Origin of the sequence: Klebsiella pneumoniae subsp. pneumoniae HS11286 (assembly GCF_000240185.1) — a bacterium.
Lineage (GTDB): Bacteria > Pseudomonadota > Gammaproteobacteria > Enterobacterales > Enterobacteriaceae > Klebsiella > Klebsiella pneumoniae.
The window spans coordinates 44514-63841 of sequence record NC_016846.1 but is presented as its reverse complement, the minus strand read 5'-3'; the positions used below and the strand labels follow the sequence as shown (position 1 = coordinate 63841).

At 54.1% G+C, this 19328-nt stretch carries 17 protein-coding genes; all 17 read left to right on the top strand.

Annotated elements, in window-relative coordinates:
- Positions 1 to 22 precede the first annotated feature (22 nt).
- The 17 genes from KPHS_p200840 to KPHS_p200680 all read left to right on the top strand — a co-directional run bounded on the left by KPHS_p200840 (position 23) and on the right by KPHS_p200680 (position 19321).
- Positions 23 to 277 carry a conjugal transfer protein TrbE gene (locus KPHS_p200840; RefSeq protein ID YP_005229700.1) on the top strand — a complete coding sequence of 85 codons (255 nt, stop codon included), beginning with the start codon at positions 23 to 25 and terminating at the stop codon, positions 275 to 277.
- On the top strand, positions 255 to 503 hold the full coding sequence (locus KPHS_p200830) for a hypothetical protein (protein YP_005229699.1): 249 nt from the start codon (positions 255 to 257) through the stop codon (positions 501 to 503). The genes KPHS_p200840 and KPHS_p200830 overlap by 23 nt, the downstream gene beginning before the upstream one ends.
- Positions 504 to 515: 12 nt before the next feature.
- Positions 516 to 842: a hypothetical protein gene (locus KPHS_p200820; protein YP_005229698.1), complete on the top strand. Its 327-nt coding sequence runs from the start codon at positions 516 to 518 to the stop codon at positions 840 to 842.
- Between the two features lie 20 nt (positions 843 to 862).
- Positions 863 to 1615: a conjugal pilus assembly protein TraF gene (locus tag KPHS_p200810; RefSeq protein YP_005229697.1), complete on the top strand. Its 753-nt coding sequence runs from the start codon at positions 863 to 865 to the stop codon at positions 1613 to 1615.
- Positions 1616 to 1625: 10 nt separating this feature from the next.
- Positions 1626 to 1865, top strand: coding sequence for a conjugal transfer pilin chaperone TraQ (locus KPHS_p200800; protein ID YP_005229696.1), 240 nt, complete (start codon positions 1626 to 1628; stop codon positions 1863 to 1865).
- Positions 1837 to 2394 carry a conjugal transfer protein TrbB gene (locus KPHS_p200790; protein ID YP_005229695.1) on the top strand — a complete coding sequence of 186 codons (558 nt, stop codon included), beginning with the start codon at positions 1837 to 1839 and terminating at the stop codon, positions 2392 to 2394. The genes KPHS_p200800 and KPHS_p200790 overlap by 29 nt, the downstream gene beginning before the upstream one ends.
- Before the next feature lie 45 nt (positions 2395 to 2439).
- Positions 2440 to 2883 (top strand): conjugal transfer protein TrbF, encoded by a 444-nt coding sequence (locus tag KPHS_p200780; RefSeq protein YP_005229694.1) that lies wholly within the window; start codon positions 2440 to 2442, stop codon positions 2881 to 2883.
- Positions 2861 to 4240: a conjugal transfer pilus assembly protein TraH gene (locus tag KPHS_p200770; protein YP_005229693.1), complete on the top strand. Its 1380-nt coding sequence runs from the start codon at positions 2861 to 2863 to the stop codon at positions 4238 to 4240. Before KPHS_p200780 ends, KPHS_p200770 begins: the two co-directional genes overlap by 23 nt.
- Positions 4240 to 7089: a conjugal transfer mating pair stabilization protein TraG gene (locus KPHS_p200760; RefSeq protein ID YP_005229692.1), complete on the top strand. Its 2850-nt coding sequence runs from the start codon at positions 4240 to 4242 to the stop codon at positions 7087 to 7089. Before KPHS_p200770 ends, KPHS_p200760 begins: the two co-directional genes overlap by 1 nt.
- A gap of 2 nt (positions 7090 to 7091) precedes the next feature.
- Complete coding sequence (locus KPHS_p200750; protein ID YP_005229691.1) at positions 7092 to 7625, top strand: conjugal transfer entry exclusion protein TraS; 534 nt, start codon at positions 7092 to 7094, stop codon at positions 7623 to 7625.
- Between the two features lie 185 nt (positions 7626 to 7810).
- Complete coding sequence (locus tag KPHS_p200740) at positions 7811 to 8542, top strand: conjugal transfer surface exclusion protein TraT (RefSeq protein YP_005229690.1); 732 nt, start codon at positions 7811 to 7813, stop codon at positions 8540 to 8542.
- A 192-nt stretch (positions 8543 to 8734) separates the two neighbouring features.
- Positions 8735 to 9424, top strand: coding sequence for a hypothetical protein (locus tag KPHS_p200730; RefSeq protein YP_005229689.1), 690 nt, complete (start codon positions 8735 to 8737; stop codon positions 9422 to 9424).
- A 126-nt stretch (positions 9425 to 9550) separates the two neighbouring features.
- Positions 9551 to 11830: a conjugal transfer protein TraD gene (locus tag KPHS_p200720; protein YP_005229688.1), complete on the top strand. Its 2280-nt coding sequence runs from the start codon at positions 9551 to 9553 to the stop codon at positions 11828 to 11830.
- Positions 11830 to 17088, top strand: a complete 5259-nt coding sequence (locus KPHS_p200710) for a conjugal transfer nickase/helicase TraI (RefSeq protein YP_005229687.1) — start codon at positions 11830 to 11832, stop codon at positions 17086 to 17088. Before KPHS_p200720 ends, KPHS_p200710 begins: the two co-directional genes overlap by 1 nt.
- Positions 17089 to 17167: 79 nt before the next feature.
- Positions 17168 to 17893 carry a type-F conjugative transfer system pilin acetylase TraX gene (locus KPHS_p200700; RefSeq protein ID YP_005229686.1) on the top strand — a complete coding sequence of 242 codons (726 nt, stop codon included), beginning with the start codon at positions 17168 to 17170 and terminating at the stop codon, positions 17891 to 17893.
- A 71-nt stretch (positions 17894 to 17964) separates the two neighbouring features.
- On the top strand, positions 17965 to 18558 hold the full coding sequence (locus KPHS_p200690) for a fertility inhibition protein (protein YP_005229685.1): 594 nt from the start codon (positions 17965 to 17967) through the stop codon (positions 18556 to 18558).
- Between the two features lie 160 nt (positions 18559 to 18718).
- Positions 18719 to 19321: a hypothetical protein gene (locus KPHS_p200680; protein ID YP_005229684.1), complete on the top strand. Its 603-nt coding sequence runs from the start codon at positions 18719 to 18721 to the stop codon at positions 19319 to 19321.
- The last annotated feature ends 7 nt before the right edge of the window (positions 19322 to 19328 follow it).

Genomic DNA, 19328 nt, shown 5'->3' with positions numbered 1-19328 from the left:
CCTAATAAAGAGACCGATAATCATGAAAATGAGTTTTCACAAAAAGCCTGTTATTGATTTTGTCCTGAGATTAACGCTAACAATAATCATTATTTCTCCGGTGATTTATTTCTCCTGGGATGCAGTCAAAGGGACGTCGGGAAGTGATTATGTCGAAAGTGTGGTCTTTATTCTTATGGCTGGGTTTGCCATGTCTGTATGTTATTTGTTTTTCTCAGTCCTGGAGAAAGTTATAAATGCAAGGAAAAGCAAAGATGAATCAATATATCACGATTGAGAAATTTATAGACATTCTGAATGAAGAGAATTTACCCCAGGAGCATCATGTTATGGTGCTGGCTGTTCTTGCGGATATCTCTCTGCATACAGACAGGTTCCTGATTAACTCGTCCGAACTGGTTCAGATGGCCGCTCAGTACTCACCTGCTTTCCAGAAACTGCCAGCGGACCGGCAGGCTTTTATATCTTCAGTACTGAGCATGCCGCTATTCCTTATTATGTGACCAGGAGAGTCAATGGAAGAGAAAAAAGCATACGGGCTGGTCATGGTGTTTGTCGGGGTGTTTGTCTTTCTCCTGGTCAGCATTATATCGTACAGCCTGTGGCGGGACAGGCAGGTTAACGCATTTATGACAACCAACCGGGCCTGGGGGATCCAGTGCGACACTGTTTCTCAGGCCGCGTGGGTGATCAGGGACGGGGAGCGGGTGGACCTTCAGATAAATTATCTGCCTCTGTACTGCAGCGGTTATCGCTTTGAAGCCCGTGATGATGCAGGAAAGGTACAGCGCCAGCTCGATAAATACAGTGTCTATCAGCATCTGTCACGCCAGTCGCATTAATTCATAAAAGGGTATTTGCCATGCGAACAATACATGCCGCCATGCTGGCGGGGTGCCTTTGCTGCGCCCTGATGCCGGCTTTCGCCAAAGACGCGGGCTGGCAGTGGTACAACGAGAAACTGAAGCCCCGTGATGAGGACAGGAAAGCCGTACCAGCGGCACCACCGCCGCAAATGGATATTCTGGAGAAACTCGCCACACTCCAGGCGGCCACCAAACGGTCGTTGTACGAAGCCATTCTGTATCCATCGTCTGAAAACTTCGTGAAGTATTTCCGGCTGCAGAACTACTGGACGCAGCAGGCAGGTTTGTTCTCGATGAGTGCGAAGAAAGCCATGCTGGAAAACCCCGAACTCGATTACAACCTGCAGTACAGCCACTACAACGGCACGGTAAAAAACCAGCTCGCTGCCGACTATGCCGAACAGCGACAGGCTATCTCCACCCTCGCACAGCACTACGGCGTGATGTTCTTCTACCGGGGCCGGGAAGCGATCGATGGCCAGCTGGTCCAGGTGATTAAAAATTTTCGCGAAACCTATGGCCTGAGCGTGATACCGGTGTCGGTTGACGGAGTGATTAACCCCATGCTGCCCGACAGCCGGACGGACCAGGGCCAGGCAGAGCAGCTTGGCGTGAAGTTCTTCCCCGCGATGATGCTGGTTAACCCTAAAAGTGGCCAGGTGAAGCCTCTCAGTTACGGCTTTATCAGTCAGGACGACCTGGCGAAACAGTTCCTCTATGTCTCCAGCGACTTTAAACCGAATTTCTAAGGAGTGTGTCATGCGAAATATTCGTTTTCCGGATTTAGATATCACCGGGATGTGGGTGCTGGCCGTGGGCGTGTTTTTCCACCTGATAGCCCGGCTTGTCAGAAAACAGCCTGAGCTGGCCGTCCAGGCCGGGGAAATCTTCGGGCTGGGTATGGTGGTGTTCGGGGGATACCGCATTCTAAACGCCCTGATTGCTGAAGCCGAAAAAGAGGAGAAAGCCTGTGAAAAACAGCCTGATGAACCTCGCTAAGACGCCGCTGGCGGCACTGGCTCTTTCCCTTGCACTGGCTGGGGTGGCACATGCGGGAACGCTCGATGAGGTGAAGTCGCTCTGGGATCCGCGGGGTATCTCCGGTACTGAAACGGCCTCCCCGCAGAGCGACACTCCCCAGGCGGTGAGCGGGGCATCTCAGCCACGCTGGTTACGACTCAGCAACGGAAAGCAGGTGGACCTGCGCGACTGGAAAGTGGTGCTGTTCATGCAGGGACACTGTCCCTACTGTCATAAATTTGACCCGGTGCTGAAGCAGCTGGCCGGACAGTATGGCTTCTCCGTGTTCTCTTACACCATTGACGGACAGGGTGATGACGCGTTTCCGGAAGCGCTGCCGGCGCCTCCTGACGTGATGCAGACCTTTTTCCCCAATATCCCGGTGGCCACACCGACTACGTTTCTGGTGAACGTAAACACGCTGGCAGCGTACCCGATCCTGCAGGGCGCCACGGATGCACAGGGCTTTATGGCCAGAGTGGATACGGTATTTCAGATGATGCACTGAGTCTCTGTTATATCCGGTCTTAGCAAGTGATTAAGGAAAATAGCCATGAACAAATATATACGTTCGACGGGACTGTATGCGTTTTTATTTCCAGCAAGTTTAAAAGCACCCGGGCAGACAGCAGCAGAAAAAATAGAACAACTGAAGCCGGAATTTATCCACCGGGAAAGGCGTCTGGAAATCTATCTGGAATTATTCATTGTGTTTCTCACTGCAGGTGCTCTGCTGTTATGGATAATGAGATTTTTATTTAATCTCTGCGTGGATGACTGGATAGCCAGCGGTGACCTGCGAGTAAAAGACCTGTGGAATATTATGATGTACGCCATCCCTTATGCGCTGATCGCTGTTGGGGTGGGGTTCTTTGTTGCCGGAGTGACATTAGCAATCCGCAATTTTTTCAGTTATCACCTTAAGACCCTTTTTATTCTGAGAAATGACAGAGTTAAAAAGAATGCTGTGCGTAATGGAGGACAGGATGCGAATTAAACTTCTGTCACTTTTCTGCGGTGCCGCGCTTGGCCTGTCATTTAGCGCCGCCGCCGACGTGAATGGCGACATGAATAACTTCTTCAATAAGCTCGGGTTTGCGTCCAATACCAGCCAGCCACAGGTCTGGCAGGGGCAGGCGGCGGGTTATGCCTCTGGCGGTTCGCTGTATGCCAGAACGCAGGTGAAAACGATCCAGCTGGTCAGCATGACCCTGCCGGATATTAACGCCGGCTGCGGCGGCATCGATGCGTACCTGGGGTCGTTCTCCTTTATCAACAGCGAGCAGCTGCAGCGCTTTGGCAAACAAATTATGTCCAACGCCGCGGGTTACTTCTTTGACCTTGCCCTGCAGACCACGGTTCCGGAGATCAAAACCGCAAAGGACTTCCTTCAAAAGATGGCCACTGACATGAACAGCATGAACCTCAGTTCCTGCCAGGCTGCTCAGGGAATTGTGGGTGGCCTGTTTCCTCGTACCCAGGTCGCTCAACAAAAGGTCTGCCAGGACATTGCCGGTGAAAGCAATATCTTTTCGGACTGGGCCGCCTCGCGCCAGGGTTGTACGGTGGGCGGCAAGATGGACAGCGTCCAGGATAAGGCCAGCGATAAAGACAAAGAACGTGTGATGAAGAACATTAACATCATGTGGAATGCCTTATCGAAGAACCGGCTCTTTGATGGCAATAAGGAGCTGAAAGAGTTTGTGATGACCCTGACCGGTACGCTGATTTTTGGTGAGAACAGTGAGATCACCCCGTTGCCGGCACGCACCACTGACCAGGATCTGATTAAAGCCATGATGGAGGGCGGCACAGCTAAAATCTACCACTGCAATGACTCGGATAAATGTCTCAAGGTCGTTGCTGATGCGACCGTAACCATCACCGCCAATAAGGCGCTCAAAAATCAGATTCGCGCTTTGTTGAGCAGTATCCAGAATAAAGCGGTGGCTGATGAAAAACTGACAGAGCAGGAGAAAGGGTTTATCTCCAGCACCACCATTCCGGTGTTCAAATACCTGGTCGATCCGCAGATGCTCGGGGTGTCTAACTCACTTATTTACCAGCTGACGGACTATATCGGCTACGACATCCTGCTGCAGTACATTCAGGAACTTATCCAGCAGGCCCGGGCGATGATCTCAACCGGTAATTATCCCCAGTCGACAATGGATATGATCATGGAAAATCTCAACCAGGCGAGTGTGCAGATTGCCGCTTTCCAGTCCCGTGTTCAGGTCCAGCAGGACGCCTTGCTTGTGGTTGACAGACAAATGAGTTACATGCGCCAGCAGGTCTCTGCCCGCATGATGACCCGCTACCAGAATAACTATCATTTTGGGGGGAATCTGTAATGCTTGAGATATATGCCATTGCTGGCGGCGACTGGTTACGGGGCAACCTGAACGCGATTGCGGCGTTTATGGGGACCAGCACATGGTCGACTATAGAAAAGATGTGTATCGCCATCTCGGTACTCATTGTGGCGGGGAACTGGGTAAAAAAACACAACGTAATGGACCTTATTGGCTGGGTCTTTTCCCTCACCCTGGTCTCTATGCTGGTTGTCATTCGTACCCCTGTGCAGATCATCGATTACAGTAACGTTGCGCAGGTCTATGAAGTCGATAATGTTCCTATTGGTCTTGCCATTCCTGCGTCGCTGACAACGAGGGTGGGAAACGCGCTTATCCAGAGTTATGAGATGGTCTTCGCGCTGCCGGACAGCGTCACGTACAGTAAAACGGGGATGTTATTTGGCAGTAATCTGGTCGCGAAAAGTACGGATTTTTTGTCACAAAATCCTCAGATTACGACGCTGTTTTCCGATTACGTACAAAACTGTGTGATGGGCGATATTTTCCTCAATCATAAGTACTCTTTTGAAGAATTACTGAATTCACCTGATCCGTATACCCTGATTTTTGCAAACCCAAGCCCACTGCGTGGCGTGTTTGATAAAAACAACCAGTTCCAGACATGCGAAGAGGCCTCACGGGATCTGAAATCGGCTCTTGCGCTTGATACTCAGACAGGCGGGAAAACCTGGAACTACTATGTTCGTCAGCTGTTTGGCGGCAAACCTAATCCCGATCTGCTTTTCAGCCAGATGATTGGCGACAGCTACAATTACTTCTACAGCTCGGGACAGAGCGCCGGGCAGATTATCCGCCAGAACGTCACGATGAACGCCCTGCGCAGTGGGATCCAGAGTTATGCGGCCCGCAGCGGGGACACCGCCAGTCTGGTCAATATGGCTAACACATCATCCCTTGAAAAGCAGCGGCTGGCACAGGCCACAATGGGGCACCAGGCGCTTCGCGCACTTCCACTGATGCAGACCGTCATTATGGGTTTAATGATTGGGATGTTCCCGATCATGGTGATGGCTGCCATGTTTAACATGATGACGCTGCAGGTGCTTAAAGGGTATGTGTTTGCGCTTATCTGGCTGCAGACGTGGCCATTACTGTTCGCCATCCTGAACAGCGCGATGGCCTACTATGCGAAGCAAAATGGCGTGCCGGTTGTTCTCTCTGAGTTGTCGCAGGTTCAGCTCAAAAACTCGGATATTGCGACCACCGCGGGTTATATTGCCGTGATGATACCGCCCTTGTCGTGGGGGATCGTGAAGAGCATGGGGGCCGCTTTCTCCAGTGCCTACAGCCATTTTTCTTCTTCGGGGCTCAGTGCAACATCGCAGGCGGCCTCCGGCGTGGTGGACGGGAATTACTCTTTCGCCAACATGCAGATGGAGAACGTCAGCGGCTACAGCTGGGGTACCAACAGTACAACCAGTTTCGGACAGATGTCGCGGCAGCTGGCGAATGGGGGTATGAGCACGCAGACGCGGGATGGATCGATGGTCTGGGACAGTGGTGGTGCAATGTCAAAACTGCCGGTGGATATCAACGTCGGTCGTCAGATAGCCAGTGCGCAGCAACAGATGGCCCGTGAGGCTGATGTCCAGGCCGAAAGCGCGCTGCATGGCTATAACAGCAGCGTGACAAGTGCCTGGAATAGTCTGCAGCAATTTGGCACCAATAAAGGGAACAGCACATCAACAACGACAGGGGCCGATACTACCGAGTCTTCGCAGGATTCGATGGCCAGAAGCAAGATGTGGAATGCGGTTGTTGCTAATGCGAAAGCCAACAACATCAGTAATGAGGAGTCTTTCCAGCAGTTGATGGATGATTCATCGAAAAGAACTCAATCATTTGATGCACATGTATCTGGTAAATGGAGTTCTGGGGATCAGCTGTTTGGCAAGTTAGGAAAGTGGGGCAGTGGTTTTTCTGCTGAAGTTGGTGGTAAAGGAAGTGCAGGCTGGGGACACAGCTCAGGTAATACAGATAACGTTGGAACTTCCGGTAGGGAATCGAATGACAGCCGACATGATACCAGCAGTCAGGCGGCCAAAGACTTTAAGGAAGCATCCGATTACTTTACCAGCCGCAAAACCACCACATCGGGCAATATTACCGATAATAATGCCAGCTCGCGTGTTGACCAGTTTGCCGCGTCACTCTCCAGTGCCAAAAACAGCTATGACCAGTATACAAGCAGCCGGACACGCAGCCATGAGTACAGTGAGATGGCATCACGCACAGAGAGCATGACTGGCCAGATGAACGAAAACCTGACTCAGCAGTTTGCGAACTTTGTTCAGCATCGTGCTCCACAGGATGCCGAAGCCATTCTGACCAATACCAGTTCTCCTGAAATTGCGGCGCAGCGTGAAGCCCTGGCGCGTGAATTCGTCAAAGAGCAGGTAGAACCCAGGGTTGATGCTGCGTATCAACAGGGGCGTGAAAGCATCGGACAGAATATGGCTGGGGTGTCAGGTGGTGGTGACAATGGTTCGGTAATGGCCGACTACGGACAAAATTCTCGTCGTATCGATGTTATGACACAAGATGCGGGTATTAAGGATAACGTGGGTCAGAAGGTGGATAGGATGATTACAGAGAATAAACAACAGCATCAGGAAACCCGCGAAAACATACAACGGCAAGGCGCAGAGGTGAAAAGTGAAAATGCTGAAATGGAAAAGAACCATAAAACTAAAGCAAATGAGTTTAAAGGTGATTATAATGAAAGAAAGAGTAAGGTAAATTCTTTACCTGGAGCTGACTCTCAGGCTGAGTTAGAGGAAAAAGCGGCGAAAACGCAAAAGGATTTTCTTGATGGGAAAAGATGAAAATGATGATGACCAATAAAATCCTCATTGAAGAAGTAGATGAGCTGAAAAATGTGTTTTCACGAGGTGAAATGGAGATACCATCTTTTTGGTCATGTCTATGGCCTGGAGTAATTGTTGCCGCCTGGAATATGATTTGCGCCCTAATTAGTGTAGGGGGCGGGTATTTGTCTGTTAAGTTCATATTTTGGGTGTTGGTGTTCCCCGGTGTTATAAGTCTTATTGTTCTGCTTGGTGTGGCAAGTGCGCGTTCACTTTTTTTATCTGTTCCCAGAACCTATAGAATGCGCTCGCAGGTATATCGGTTTATATCTAGAAAAGTTATGGTCTATGCACTTGTGTATATGGCTTTAATTCTAGCGCTTGCACTATTTAATAGAGTGTATTATGCCTCTCCATTTCCTTTTTCGTTCATGATTCTTATTGCGACGATTTTTGTATGGTTTGTTATGAATATTGATTTTGGACGATATCAACTTTCGGTACTCTCATCTGCGATAAACTCTTTCAGAGCAGAAAAGTTGGGGGGGGGATGATCCAGAGGCAACCTATCAATTATGGTGGTTTGTTAACAGCCTAAAAGTTTCCTTTGTTATTATTGGTTTCTTAGACTGTAATTAGTTTTCACATCTCGTTTAAAATTCGTATATAGTGAATGCGCATTCCGAAATCATAAGAGAATGTGTATTCACTCGTATTGATTATGTCACAAGGATTCAGGATGAAGCTTAATAAATTCATGGCTGTGATGGTCGTCAGCTCTGCTCTGGTGTTGTCTGGATGTAGTGCAATGGGAACCGCTATTAAAAAGAGAAATCTGGAAGTAAAAACCCAGATGAGCGAAACAATCTGGCTGGAACCTTCAAATAATAAGACGGTTTATCTGCAAATCAAAAATACCTCCGATAAGGATATGAGTGGCCTGCAGGCAAAAATTGCCAGCGCTGTCACTTCAAAGGGATATCAGGTCGTCAGTAACCCCGATACGGCGGGCTACTGGATCCAGGCGAATGTGCTCAAGGCCGATAAAATGGACCTTCGTGAGTCTCAGGGCTGGTTAAGCCGGGGTTATGAGGGCGCTGTGACTGGCGCCGCTCTTGGGGCGGGGATTACCGCTTACAACTCCAGTTCCGCGGGAGCAACCCTGGGAGTAGGGCTTGCAGCCGGTCTGGTCGGAATGGCGGCTGACGCGATGGTGGAAGATGTGAACTACACCATGATCACCGATGTTCAGATCGCGGAAAGAACCAAAACACAGGTTCAGACTGATAACGTGGCCGTATTACGTCAGGGAACATCCGGAGCAAAAGTGCAGACAAGTACTGAAACGGGTAATCAGCATAAATACCAGACTCGCGTCGTCTCTAACGCGAATAAAGTTAACCTCAAGTTCCCTGAAGCCCAGCCTGTTCTTGAAGACCAGCTGGCAAAATCGATCGCTAATATCCTGTAAACGTTCTATTCCACGGCCCGGGTACTCCGGGCCAGACTGGCATCACCTTTCCGGCGTGTCAGAATTCATTCGTCAAATAATCAGTTAATTCCACATCTAAACGGTGAACAGTTGCGCAATTTATTTGTGCATCTGTGAGGCGTTGCCGCCTTCGGCGGAGTCTTTTCGTCTTTATTTGAACAGAGGTTATTTATGACAATATCTGTGCCTGTCAGGTCTCTTGATACACATGAACTGATGCCTGGCGATATTTACCCACATCCTGCAGCGGGGGGAATTTATTCCCTGTCACATCGCGAGGTCTGTTCTCTCTTCAGTGACCACATCATGTATATCTGCAGCGCGTTAGTTATTCTTCTGCTTGTTTTCATCGCAGGTGTCTTTTTCCGAAAAATAATGACGTCTTCCGTGGAGCGTAAGCGAAACACGGCGTCAGTTATTTCCGATGCAAAGCCAGAAGTACAGAGCAAACCGGAATACTTCCATCTTTCCATATGTGTGGAAGGCCCGGCCAGCACGGATGACTCCGCCTTGTCCTCTCTTGCCTCCCGTGTTGTCCGCGAAGCAGAAAATCTGTATATCCCCGGCGTCAATCGCCGCGACAGTGCTGACGACGTGTTTGCCTGGTCCGTGCAGACTCAGTTTCCTTCTGACAGGCTCTTCGGCACACGGATTTTCCCGTCAACCGGCTGGTTTGAACGTCCGGATATGATTAAACATCCGGTGAAATGCTACTGCGTCTGCCTGCAGTACACGACTGAAACATTGCCATCCACACTGTATGCCCTGGTCGATGAGGCCGGACGGCAGGTGGCGAAGTCGTATATTAAAGGCGGGCACTGCCCTGGCTCAGAGGGCTATACCTTCTGCATAACCTCTTAATAGATGTCAGTATCCGGCCTGGCCATCAATGGATCCGGGCATGACTGTAATCCTGTTTTGTGCCGGTGTATTTCCGCTGATTAATTTGTTCTTCCGACCCTAATACTTTACTGACGGATTAGTGCCATGAGTTTCAATGCCAAAGATATGACGCAGGGCGGTCAGATCGCCAATATGCGCTTTCGCATGTTTGGTCAGATTGCCAATATTATTTTCTACGTGCTGTTTATTTTATTCTGGGTGCTGTGCGGGCTGATGCTGATGTACCGGCTCAGCTGGCAAACCTTTGTAAACGGCTGCGTATACTGGTGGTGTACGACGCTTGGTCCGATGCGCGATATTATTCGTTCCCAGCCGGTATACACCATTCAGTATTACGGCCAGTCGCTGGAATATACCTCAGAACAAATCCTGGCCGATAAATATACTATCTGGTGCGGAGAGCAGCTGTGGACCAGTTTCGTCTTTGCAGCCGTGGTTTCTCTTGTTATCTGTATCGTGACGTTCTTCATCGCCAGTTGGGTGCTGGGCCGCCAGGGGAAACAGCAGAGTGAGGATGAGAATACCGGCGGGCGCCAGCTTTCCGATAAGCCCAAAGAAGTGGCCCGCCAGATGAAGCGTGATGGTATGGCCTCCGATATTAAAATTGGCGATCTGCCTATTCTTAAAAACTCCGAAATCCAGAACTTCTGCCTCCACGGTACCGTAGGCTCCGGTAAATCAGAAGTGATCCGCCGGCTACTGAACTACGTGCGTGCACGTGGCGATATGGCCATCATTTATGATCGCTCCTGTGAGTTCGTCAAAAGCTATTATGACCCGTCACTGGATAAAATCCTCAACCCGCTGGATTCGCGCTGCGCGGCCTGGGATTTGTGGAAAGAGTGCCTGACGCTGCCGGACTTCGACAACATCTCTAACACCCTTATCCCGATGGGTACCAAAGAAGACCCGTTCTGGCAGGGTTCCGGTCGCACTATCTTTGCCGAAGGCGCGTACCTGATGCGTGAAGACAAGGATCGCAGCTACGAGAAACTGGTCGATACCATGCTGTCCATTAAAATCGACAAGCTGCGCGCCTATCTGCAGAACACGCCGGCAGCGAACCTGGTTGAAGAGAAAATTGAGAAAACGGCCATCTCCATTCGTGCCGTGCTGACCAACTACGTCAAGGCTATTCGCTACCTGCAGGGCATTGAGAAGAACGGCGAGCCATTCACTATCCGGGACTGGATGCGGGGTGTCCGTGAGGACCGACCCAATGGCTGGTTGTTTATCTCCTCCAACGCTGACACCCATGCCTCCCTGAAGCCGGTTATCTCAATGTGGCTGTCGATTGCTATCCGCGGCCTGCTGGCGATGGGGGAGAACCGTAACCGGCGTGTTTGGATTTTCGCTGACGAGCTCCCGACGCTGCACAAGCTGCCGGACCTGGTCGAAATCCTCCCGGAGGCGCGTAAATTTGGTGGTTGTTATGTGTTCGGTATTCAGTCCTATGCCCAGCTGGAAGACATCTATGGCGTTAAGCCTGCCGCCACGCTCTTTGACGTAATGAACACCCGGGCCTTCTTCCGTTCACCCAGCAGGGAGATCGCGGAGTTTGCTGCCGGTGAAATTGGCGAAAAGGAAATCCTCAAGGCCAGCGAGCAGTACTCCTACGGTGCTGACCCGGTGCGTGATGGTGTATCGACCGGGAAAGAAAAAGAGCGGGAAACGCTGGTCAGTTACTCCGATATTCAGACGCTGCCTGACCTGTCCTGTTACGTCACGCTGCCCGGGCCATATCCGGCCGTGAAGCTGGCCCTCAAATACAAGCCGCGTCCGAAAATTGCCGAGGGATTTATTCCTCGCACTCTCGATGCGCGGGTGGATGCACGGCTCAGTGCTCTGCTTGAGGCCCGGGAAGCTGAAGGCAGCCTTGCCCGGGCGCTTTTCACGCCGGATGCGCCGGAACCCGGGCCAGCTGATACAGACAGTCACGCCGGTGAACAACCTGAGCCGGTCAGCCCGCCTGCGCCAGCAGAAATGACGGTATCTCCTGCACCGGTAAAGCGCCGCCGACAACAAAGCGTCCGGCAGCGGAGCCTCCCGTCCTGCCGGTCACGCCCATACCGTTGCTCAACCAAAGCAGCCGCTGCTGCCGCAACAGCATCATCTGCCGGTACCCCTGCTGCAGCTGCAGGCGGGACAGAACAGGAACTGGCACAGCAGTCCGCGGAACAGGGACAGGACATGCTGCCGGCCGGCATGAACGAGGACGGTGTCATTGAGGACATGCAGGCGTATGACGCCTGGCTGGCAGATGATCAGACACAGCGGGATATGCAGCGGCGTGAGGAAGTCAATATCAACCACAGCCACCGGCACGATGAGCAGGATGATGTCGAGATTGGAGGGAATATCTGATGCTCAGTTTCAGCCAGGTTAAATCGGCGGGCAGTGCCGGTAACTACTACACAGAGAAAGACAATTACTACGTCATCGGGAGCATGGAGGAGCGCTGGCAGGGTAAAGGCGCAGAATTGCTGGGACTTGAAGGAAAGGTAGACAAGCAGGTCTTCACGGAGCTTCTGCAGGGAAAACTACCTGATGGCAGCGACCTGACCCGGATACAGGATGGCGTGAATAAGCACCGGCCCGGTTATGACCTGACGTTCTCGGCACCGAAAAGTGTATCGATGCTGGCTATGTTGGGCGGCGATAAGCGTCTCATCGATGCTCATAATCGCGCGGTAACAGTGGCTCTTAACCAGGTGGAGTCCCTTGCTTCCACACGGGTAAAGAAAGATGGCGTGTCTGAAACAGTCCTGACCGGGAATCTGATTATTGCCCGCTTTAACCATGATACATCGCGCGCTCAGGATCCACAGATACACACACACAGCGTGGTTATCAACGCGACACAGAACGGCGATAAATGGCAGACGCTGGCCAGCGATACCGTCGGTAAAACCGGGTTCTCCGAAACCATACTGGCCAACCGCATCGCTTTCGGAAAGATATACCAGAACTCTCTCAGGGCCGATGTTGAGTCTATGGGTTACAAGACAGTCGATGCGGGTCGGAATGGCATGTGGGAGATGGAGGGCGTGCCGGTTGAGTCGTTTTCCACGCGCAGTCAGGAACTCCGGGAGGCTGCAGGACCCGATGCCTCCCTGAAGTCACGGGATGTGGCCGCGCTCGATACCCGCAAGTCGAAAGAAGCCATCGATCCGGCAGAGAAGATGGTGGAGTGGATGAACACGCTGAAGGAGACCGGGTTTGACATCCGGGGGTACCGTGAGGCCACCGATGCGCGAGCCGCAGAGCTGGCCCGTGCACCTGCCGCGCCGGTGAACACTGACGGTCCGGATATCACGGATGTGGTGACGAAAGCGATTGCCGGTCTCAGCGACCGCAAGGTGCAGTTCACGTATGCCGACCTGCTGGCACGCACGGTCGGCCAGCTGGAGGCGAAGGACGGTGTGTTTGAGCTGGCGAGAAAGGGCATCAATGCCGCCATTGAACGGGAGCAGCTTATCCCTCTCGATCGCGAGAAAGGCCTGTTCACCTCAAACATCCACGTTCTCGATGAACTCGCCGTCAAAGCCCTGAGTCAGGAGGTGCAGCGCCAGAATCATGTCTCCGTCACGCCTGATGCGTCTGTGGTGCGCCAGGTCACTTTCAGCGATGCCGTCAGTGTGCTGGCGCAGGATCGCCCGGTAATGGGTATCGTTTCCGGTCAGGGCGGTGCAACCGGCCAGCGGGAGCGGGTGGCCGAGTTAACCCTGATGGCCCGGGAGCAGGGGCGTGACGTCCATATCCTGGCTGCCGATAACCGCTCACGTGATTTTCTCGCCGGTGATGTGCGTCTGGCCGGGGAAACGGTGACCGGTAAATCCGCCCTGCAGGACGGGACGGCGTTTATTCCGGGCGGAACACTCATCGTGGATCAGGCGGAGAAGCTGAGCCTGAAGGAAACGATTTCCCTGCTCGATGGCGCGATGCGCCATAACGTGCAGGTCCTGCTCTCCGACAGCGGGAAGCGCAGCGGGACCGGCAGTGCGCTGACGGTGCTGAAGGACAGCGGCGTGAATACGTATCGCTGGCAGGGGGGCCATCAGACCACAGCCGACATCATCAGTGAACCGGATAAAGGAGCACGCTACAGCCGGCTGGCACAGGAGTTTGCCGTCAGCGTGCGTGAAGGACAGGAAAGCGTGGCCCAAATCAGCGGGACGCGTGAACAGAGCGTACTCAACGGCCTCATCCGAGACTCCCTCAGACAGGAGGGGGTGCTGGGTGAGAAAGACACGACCATTACAGCCCTGACGCCGGTGTGGCTGGACAGCAAAAGCCGGGGCGTGCGGGATTATTACCGGGAGGGGATGGTGATGGAACGCTGGGATCCGGAGACCCGGACGCACGATCGCTTTGTCATTGACCGGGTGACCGCGAGCAGCAATATGCTGACCCTGAAAGACCGGGAAGGGGACCGTCTGGATCTGAAGGTTTCCGCGGTCGACAGCCAGTGGACGCTGTTCCGGGCAGATACACTGCCGGTGGCAGAGGGGGAACGTCTGGCGGTGCTCGGGAAGATACCGGACACACGCCTTAAGGGCGGGGAGAGCGTCACAGTGATGAAAGTGGAGGACGGGCAGCTGACGGTACAGCGGCCGGGGCAGAAAACCACGCAGACCCTGGCCGTGGGTGCGGGCGTGTTTGACGGTATTAAAGTCGGCCACGGCTGGGTGGAAAGTCCCGGCAGGTCGGTTAGCGAGACGGCAACGGTCTTTGCGTCGGTGACGCAGCGTGAGCTGGATAACGCCACCCTCAACCAGCTGGCACAGAGCGGAAGTCACCTCCGGCTGTACTCGGCGCAGGATGCGGCGCGCACGACGGAGAAGCTGTCGCGGCATACCGCGTTTAGCGTGGTCTCAGAGCAGCTGAAGTCCCGATCCGGCGAGACGGACCTGGATGCGGCCATTGCGCAGCAGAAGGCCGGGCTGCATACCCCGGCAGAACAGGCCATTCACCTGGCCATCCCGCTGCTTGAGAGCCAGGACCTGACCTTCTCCCGGCCCCAGCTGCTGGCGACGGCAATGGAAACCGGGGGCGGGAAGGTTTCGATGGCGGACATCGACACGACCATCCAGGCACAAATCAGGTCGGGGCAGTTGCTGAATGTACCGGTGGCACCCGGGCGTGGCAATGACCTGCTGATATCCCGTCAGGCCTGGGACGCCGAGAAAAGCATCCTGACCCGGGTGCTGGAAGGCAAAGACGCGGTGGCCCCCCTGATGGACCGCGTGCCGGCTAGTCTGATGACGGACCTGACCGCCGGACAGCGGGCGTCGACCCGGATGATTCTGGAAACCCCGGACCGGTTCACGGTGGTTCAGGGGTATGCCGGGGTGGGGAAAACCACCCAGTTCCGGGCAGTCATGAGTGCCATCAGTCTGCTGCCGGAAGAGACCCGCCCGCATGTCATCGGTCTGGGGCCGACGCATCGTGCGGTCGGGGAAATGCAGAGTGCCGGCGTGGACGCGCGCACGACGGCGTCGTTCCTCCACGACACGCAGCTGCTGCAGCGCAACGGCCAGACACCCGATTTCAGCAACACGCTGTTTCTGCTTGATGAGAGTTCGATGGTGGGGTTGTCAGACACGGCGAAAGCCCTGAGCCTGATTGCGGCTGGGGGAGGTCGCGCAGTGCTCAGCGGAGATACCGACCAGCTGCAGTCCATTTCGCCGGGGCAGCCGTTCAGGCTGATGCAGCAGCGCAGCGCCGCCGACGTTGCCATCATGAAAGAGATTGTGCGCCAGGTACCTGAGCTGCGACCGGCGGTCTACAGCCTGATTGAGCGGGATTTGCACCGCGCCCTGACCACCATCGAGCAGGTCACGCCGGAGCAGGTGCCGAGAAAAGAAGGCGCCTGGGCGCCGGGCAGTTCTGTGGTTGAATTCACGCCAAAGCAGGAAAAGGCGATAGAAAAGGCGCTGAGCGAGGGGAAAACCCTGCCGGAAGGTCAGCCCGCGACGCTCTACGAGGCGCTGGTGAAGGACTATACCGGACGGACCCCGGAGGCACAGTCGCAGACGCTGGTGATCACCCATCTGAATAAGGACCGGCGGGCGCTGAACAGTCTGATCCATGACGCACGGCGGGAGAACGGGGAAACCGGCAAAGAGGAAATCACCCTGCCGGTGCTGGTCACGAGTAACATCCGTGACGGTGAACTGCGCAAACTGTCGACCTGGACGGCTCACAAGGAGGCGGTGGCGCTGGTTGATAACGTATACCACCGTATCAGCAAAGTGGATAAGGATAATCAGCTGATCACCCTGACAGACAGTGAAGGAAAGGAGCGATTTATCTCACCCCGGGAGGCATCGGCAGAAGGCGTCACGCTCTATCGTCAGGAAAAGATCACCGTGTCTCAGGGGGACCGAATGCGCTTCAGCAAAAGTGACCCGGAGCGCGGCTATGTGGCCAACAGTATCTGGGAAGTGCAGTCTGTTTCGGGTGACAGTGTCACGCTGTCTGATGGCAAAATCACCCGTACGCTGACCCCGAAGGCGGAGCAGGCACAGCAGCATATCGACCTCGCCTACGCCATCACCGCCCACGGCGCCCAGGGGGCCAGCGAACCGTATGCCATCGCGCTGGAAGGGGTGGCCGGTGGTCGGGAACAGATGGCCAGCTTTGAGTCTGCCTATGTGGCTTTATCCCGCATGAAACAGCATGTTCAGGTCTACACCGACAGCCGTGAGGGCTGGATAAAGGCCATCAAGAATTCACCTGAGAAAGCGACGGCGCACGATATTCTTGAACCCCGTAACGACCGGGCGGTGAAAACAGCCGATCTGCTGTTCGGGCGGGCAAGGCCACTGGATGAAACCGCCGCGGGCCGGGCAGCCCTGCAGCAGTCCGGTCTGGCACAGGGAAGTTCACCAGGAAAATTCATTTCTCCGGGGAAAAAGTACCCTCAGCCGCATGTGGCGCTGCCGGCATTTGATAAAAACGGGAAAGCCGCCGGTATCTGGCTCAGCCCGCTGACCGATCGGGACGGACGGCTGGAGGCTATCGGCGGAGAGGGACGAATTATGGGCAATGAAGACGCCCGGTTCGTGGCGCTGCAGAACAGCCGCAACGGTGAAAGCCTGCTGGCCGGGAATATGGGGGAGGGCGTCAGAATGGCCCGCGACAATCCCGATACCGGGGTGGTGGTGCGGCTGGCCGGTGATGACCGTCCCTGGAACCCCGGGGCCATGACCGGCGGACGGGTATGGGCTGAACCGGCGCCGGTGGCTCCGGTACCGCAGGCCGGGGCTGACATTATCCTCCCGCCAGAGGTTCTGGCGCAGCGGGCGGCAGAAGAACAGCAGCGCCGGGAAATGGAAAAACAGGCGGAACAGACTGCCCGGGAAGTGGCCGGGGAGGCGCGTAAAGCCGGCGAGCCGGCGGACCGGGTGAAAGAGGTTATCGGGGACGTCATTCGCGGACTGGAGCGTGACCGGCCGGGTACGGAGAAAACGACGCTACCGGATGATCCTCAGTTCCGGCGCCAGGAGGCGGCGATTCAGCAGGTGGCCTCAGAACGTCTGCAGCGTGAGCGTCTGCAGGCTGTGGAGCGGGACATGGTTCGTGACCTTAACCGCGAGAAAACCCTCGGGGGCGACTGACGCGCCTGCGGCTTGTCTGCTCCGGCAGCCTCCCCGATTAAAATCGGGCAGTCTGCCGGAGCGCTAAAAGGAAAAAAACATGAGAGCACAACACACATTTCCAGGCGCGACAGACAGCTGGCTTCAGCGCCTGCTGACCTGGACACCGGGACAAACGGATATGATTAAAACGGTCGCACTGGTACTGATGGTGACTGACCACACCGGCTTACTGCTGGCCGGAAACAATGAAGTGATGCGCCTGCTGGGACGTGGTTGTTTTCCGCTGTTCGGTCTGGCATGGGGAATGAATCTGGCACGGCACGCGGAAATACGCCAGTCTCAACTGAACAACCTGTGGGGCTGGGCGCTGGTCGCCCAGGTGTCGTTTATGCTCATCGGGTACTCGTGGTATACCGGGAATATTCTGTTTGCCTTTGCCGTTACGGGCCAGGTCCTGCGGTGGGTCAGCCAGCCGTCCTGGTATTACACCCTCCTGGCGGCTGGACTGCTGGTCACCTGGATACCCCTGTCAACCGGCAGCTACGGCATGGCCGGAGTGGGCATGCTCACCGCCAGCTGGCTGCTTTGTCGCGCACAGCATGCACCGGAACGGCTGGGATACGGGGTGTTGTGGGCCCTCATGGTGTTGCTGATGAATATGCATGACGTGAGTGAATCAGTGGCCGGGCTGGCGATTGCGCTGCTGACGCTGATGGTGTGCTCATCTGCCGGAGAACGTGTGAAACGCTTCTGGCCGCGGCAGTTCTTCGTGATGTTCTATGCCGTGCACCTGGCGGTACTGGGTATTGTCGTCTCAATGTGAACGCAGGAGCAGGAAAGGGCGATGTCGTTCAGGTATAGTAGCTTTTATTAACTGAACGATAGGCAATTGTTATGGCAGAAGAAAAACGCCCTGTACTGAGCCTGAAACGAAAACCGGCGGAGAACAGCACGGCCCCCGCAGAGGCAACCCCTGCTCCTGGTGTGGTGCGCCGAAAGAAGGTCGTGGTGGTCTCGTCCCCGCCGGCCTGGAAGGCAAAGAAAGCGAAACTTGAGAAGGCTAAACAAGCGGCCGAAGCCGACGCGCGCAACGCTGCGCCGGCGCCGGATAAAGCGGTAAAGACGCCACCTCCGGTGCGTTATCTTCGCCTGCTGCCGCCGGAACAGGCCATCATGACCCTGAAGGCATTCTGGCCACAGCTGTTCGACGGAAACTCACCCCGTCTGCTGGCGACGGGAATGCGCGAGCAGCTGTTTGCCGACATTGTGAACCGCGACCTGCCGCTGTCGCATAAACAGGTCATTAAGTGCCTGAAGAGTCTGACCCGGTCTGCGGGCTATCTGTCCCGGATGAAGGTGGGGGCCTCCCGCTATGATCTGCAGGGGAATGCCGTTGCGACCGTCACTGCAGAGGAAGCGCAGTACGCCAGTGAGCGCATGATGAAGGAGCTGCTGCGAGCTGAACGAAAGATGAGTCAGACCCTTTAATTATATTTACCCATTCCTGATAATTATACCTGGGAATCCTCAGCTAATAGATGTAACGAAAATTAGCTGAGGGTATGCCTGAAATAGCAACAGGTATTCATTTTATATTTGCCGCATTACAGGCTGCGGCATCATAACTGTCCGTGCAGACAGATTCTGGATGACGATGACTGAAAAAATTATTGCTCTCGTAGATTATGAAAATATTGGTACACTTGAAAATGTCCGTCTGTCCCGTTATGAACGCCTTATTTTATTTACCGGGCCTCAGCAGGAGTTTATACGTTTTCCAGCTGTAACGTATGCAGGTGATATATCGGTAAGCGTATTCCAGGTTTCGAATGTGTCAAAAAATAATGTGGACTTCCATCTGGTGTTTGAGCTGGGAAGACTTAGCGCGACTGCACCGGAAGAGACGATATTTCATATTATCTCGAATGATAAAGGCTATGATGGCGTCATTGCCGAGCTATGCAGGGCGGGGAGACGATGTTGCCGTATATCATCGCCTTGCTCTGCAGAGAAACCGAAGGCGGCACCTATGGTAATCAGTAACGATGAAGTGCTGCACCTGACCGATAAAGTCCAGTCATTAAGTAAAAAATCTGCAGGGAACCGCCCGGCGAATACTTCATCCCTGATGAATTATATTAAATCCCTGTCCGGTAATACAAAAGGCATGGCGCTTTATGGTCGCGTTAAAGAGGAATTAATCAGGCGTGGTGTGATTGCGGTGTATGAGAAAACAGTGGTCTGGCGATAATGAAATT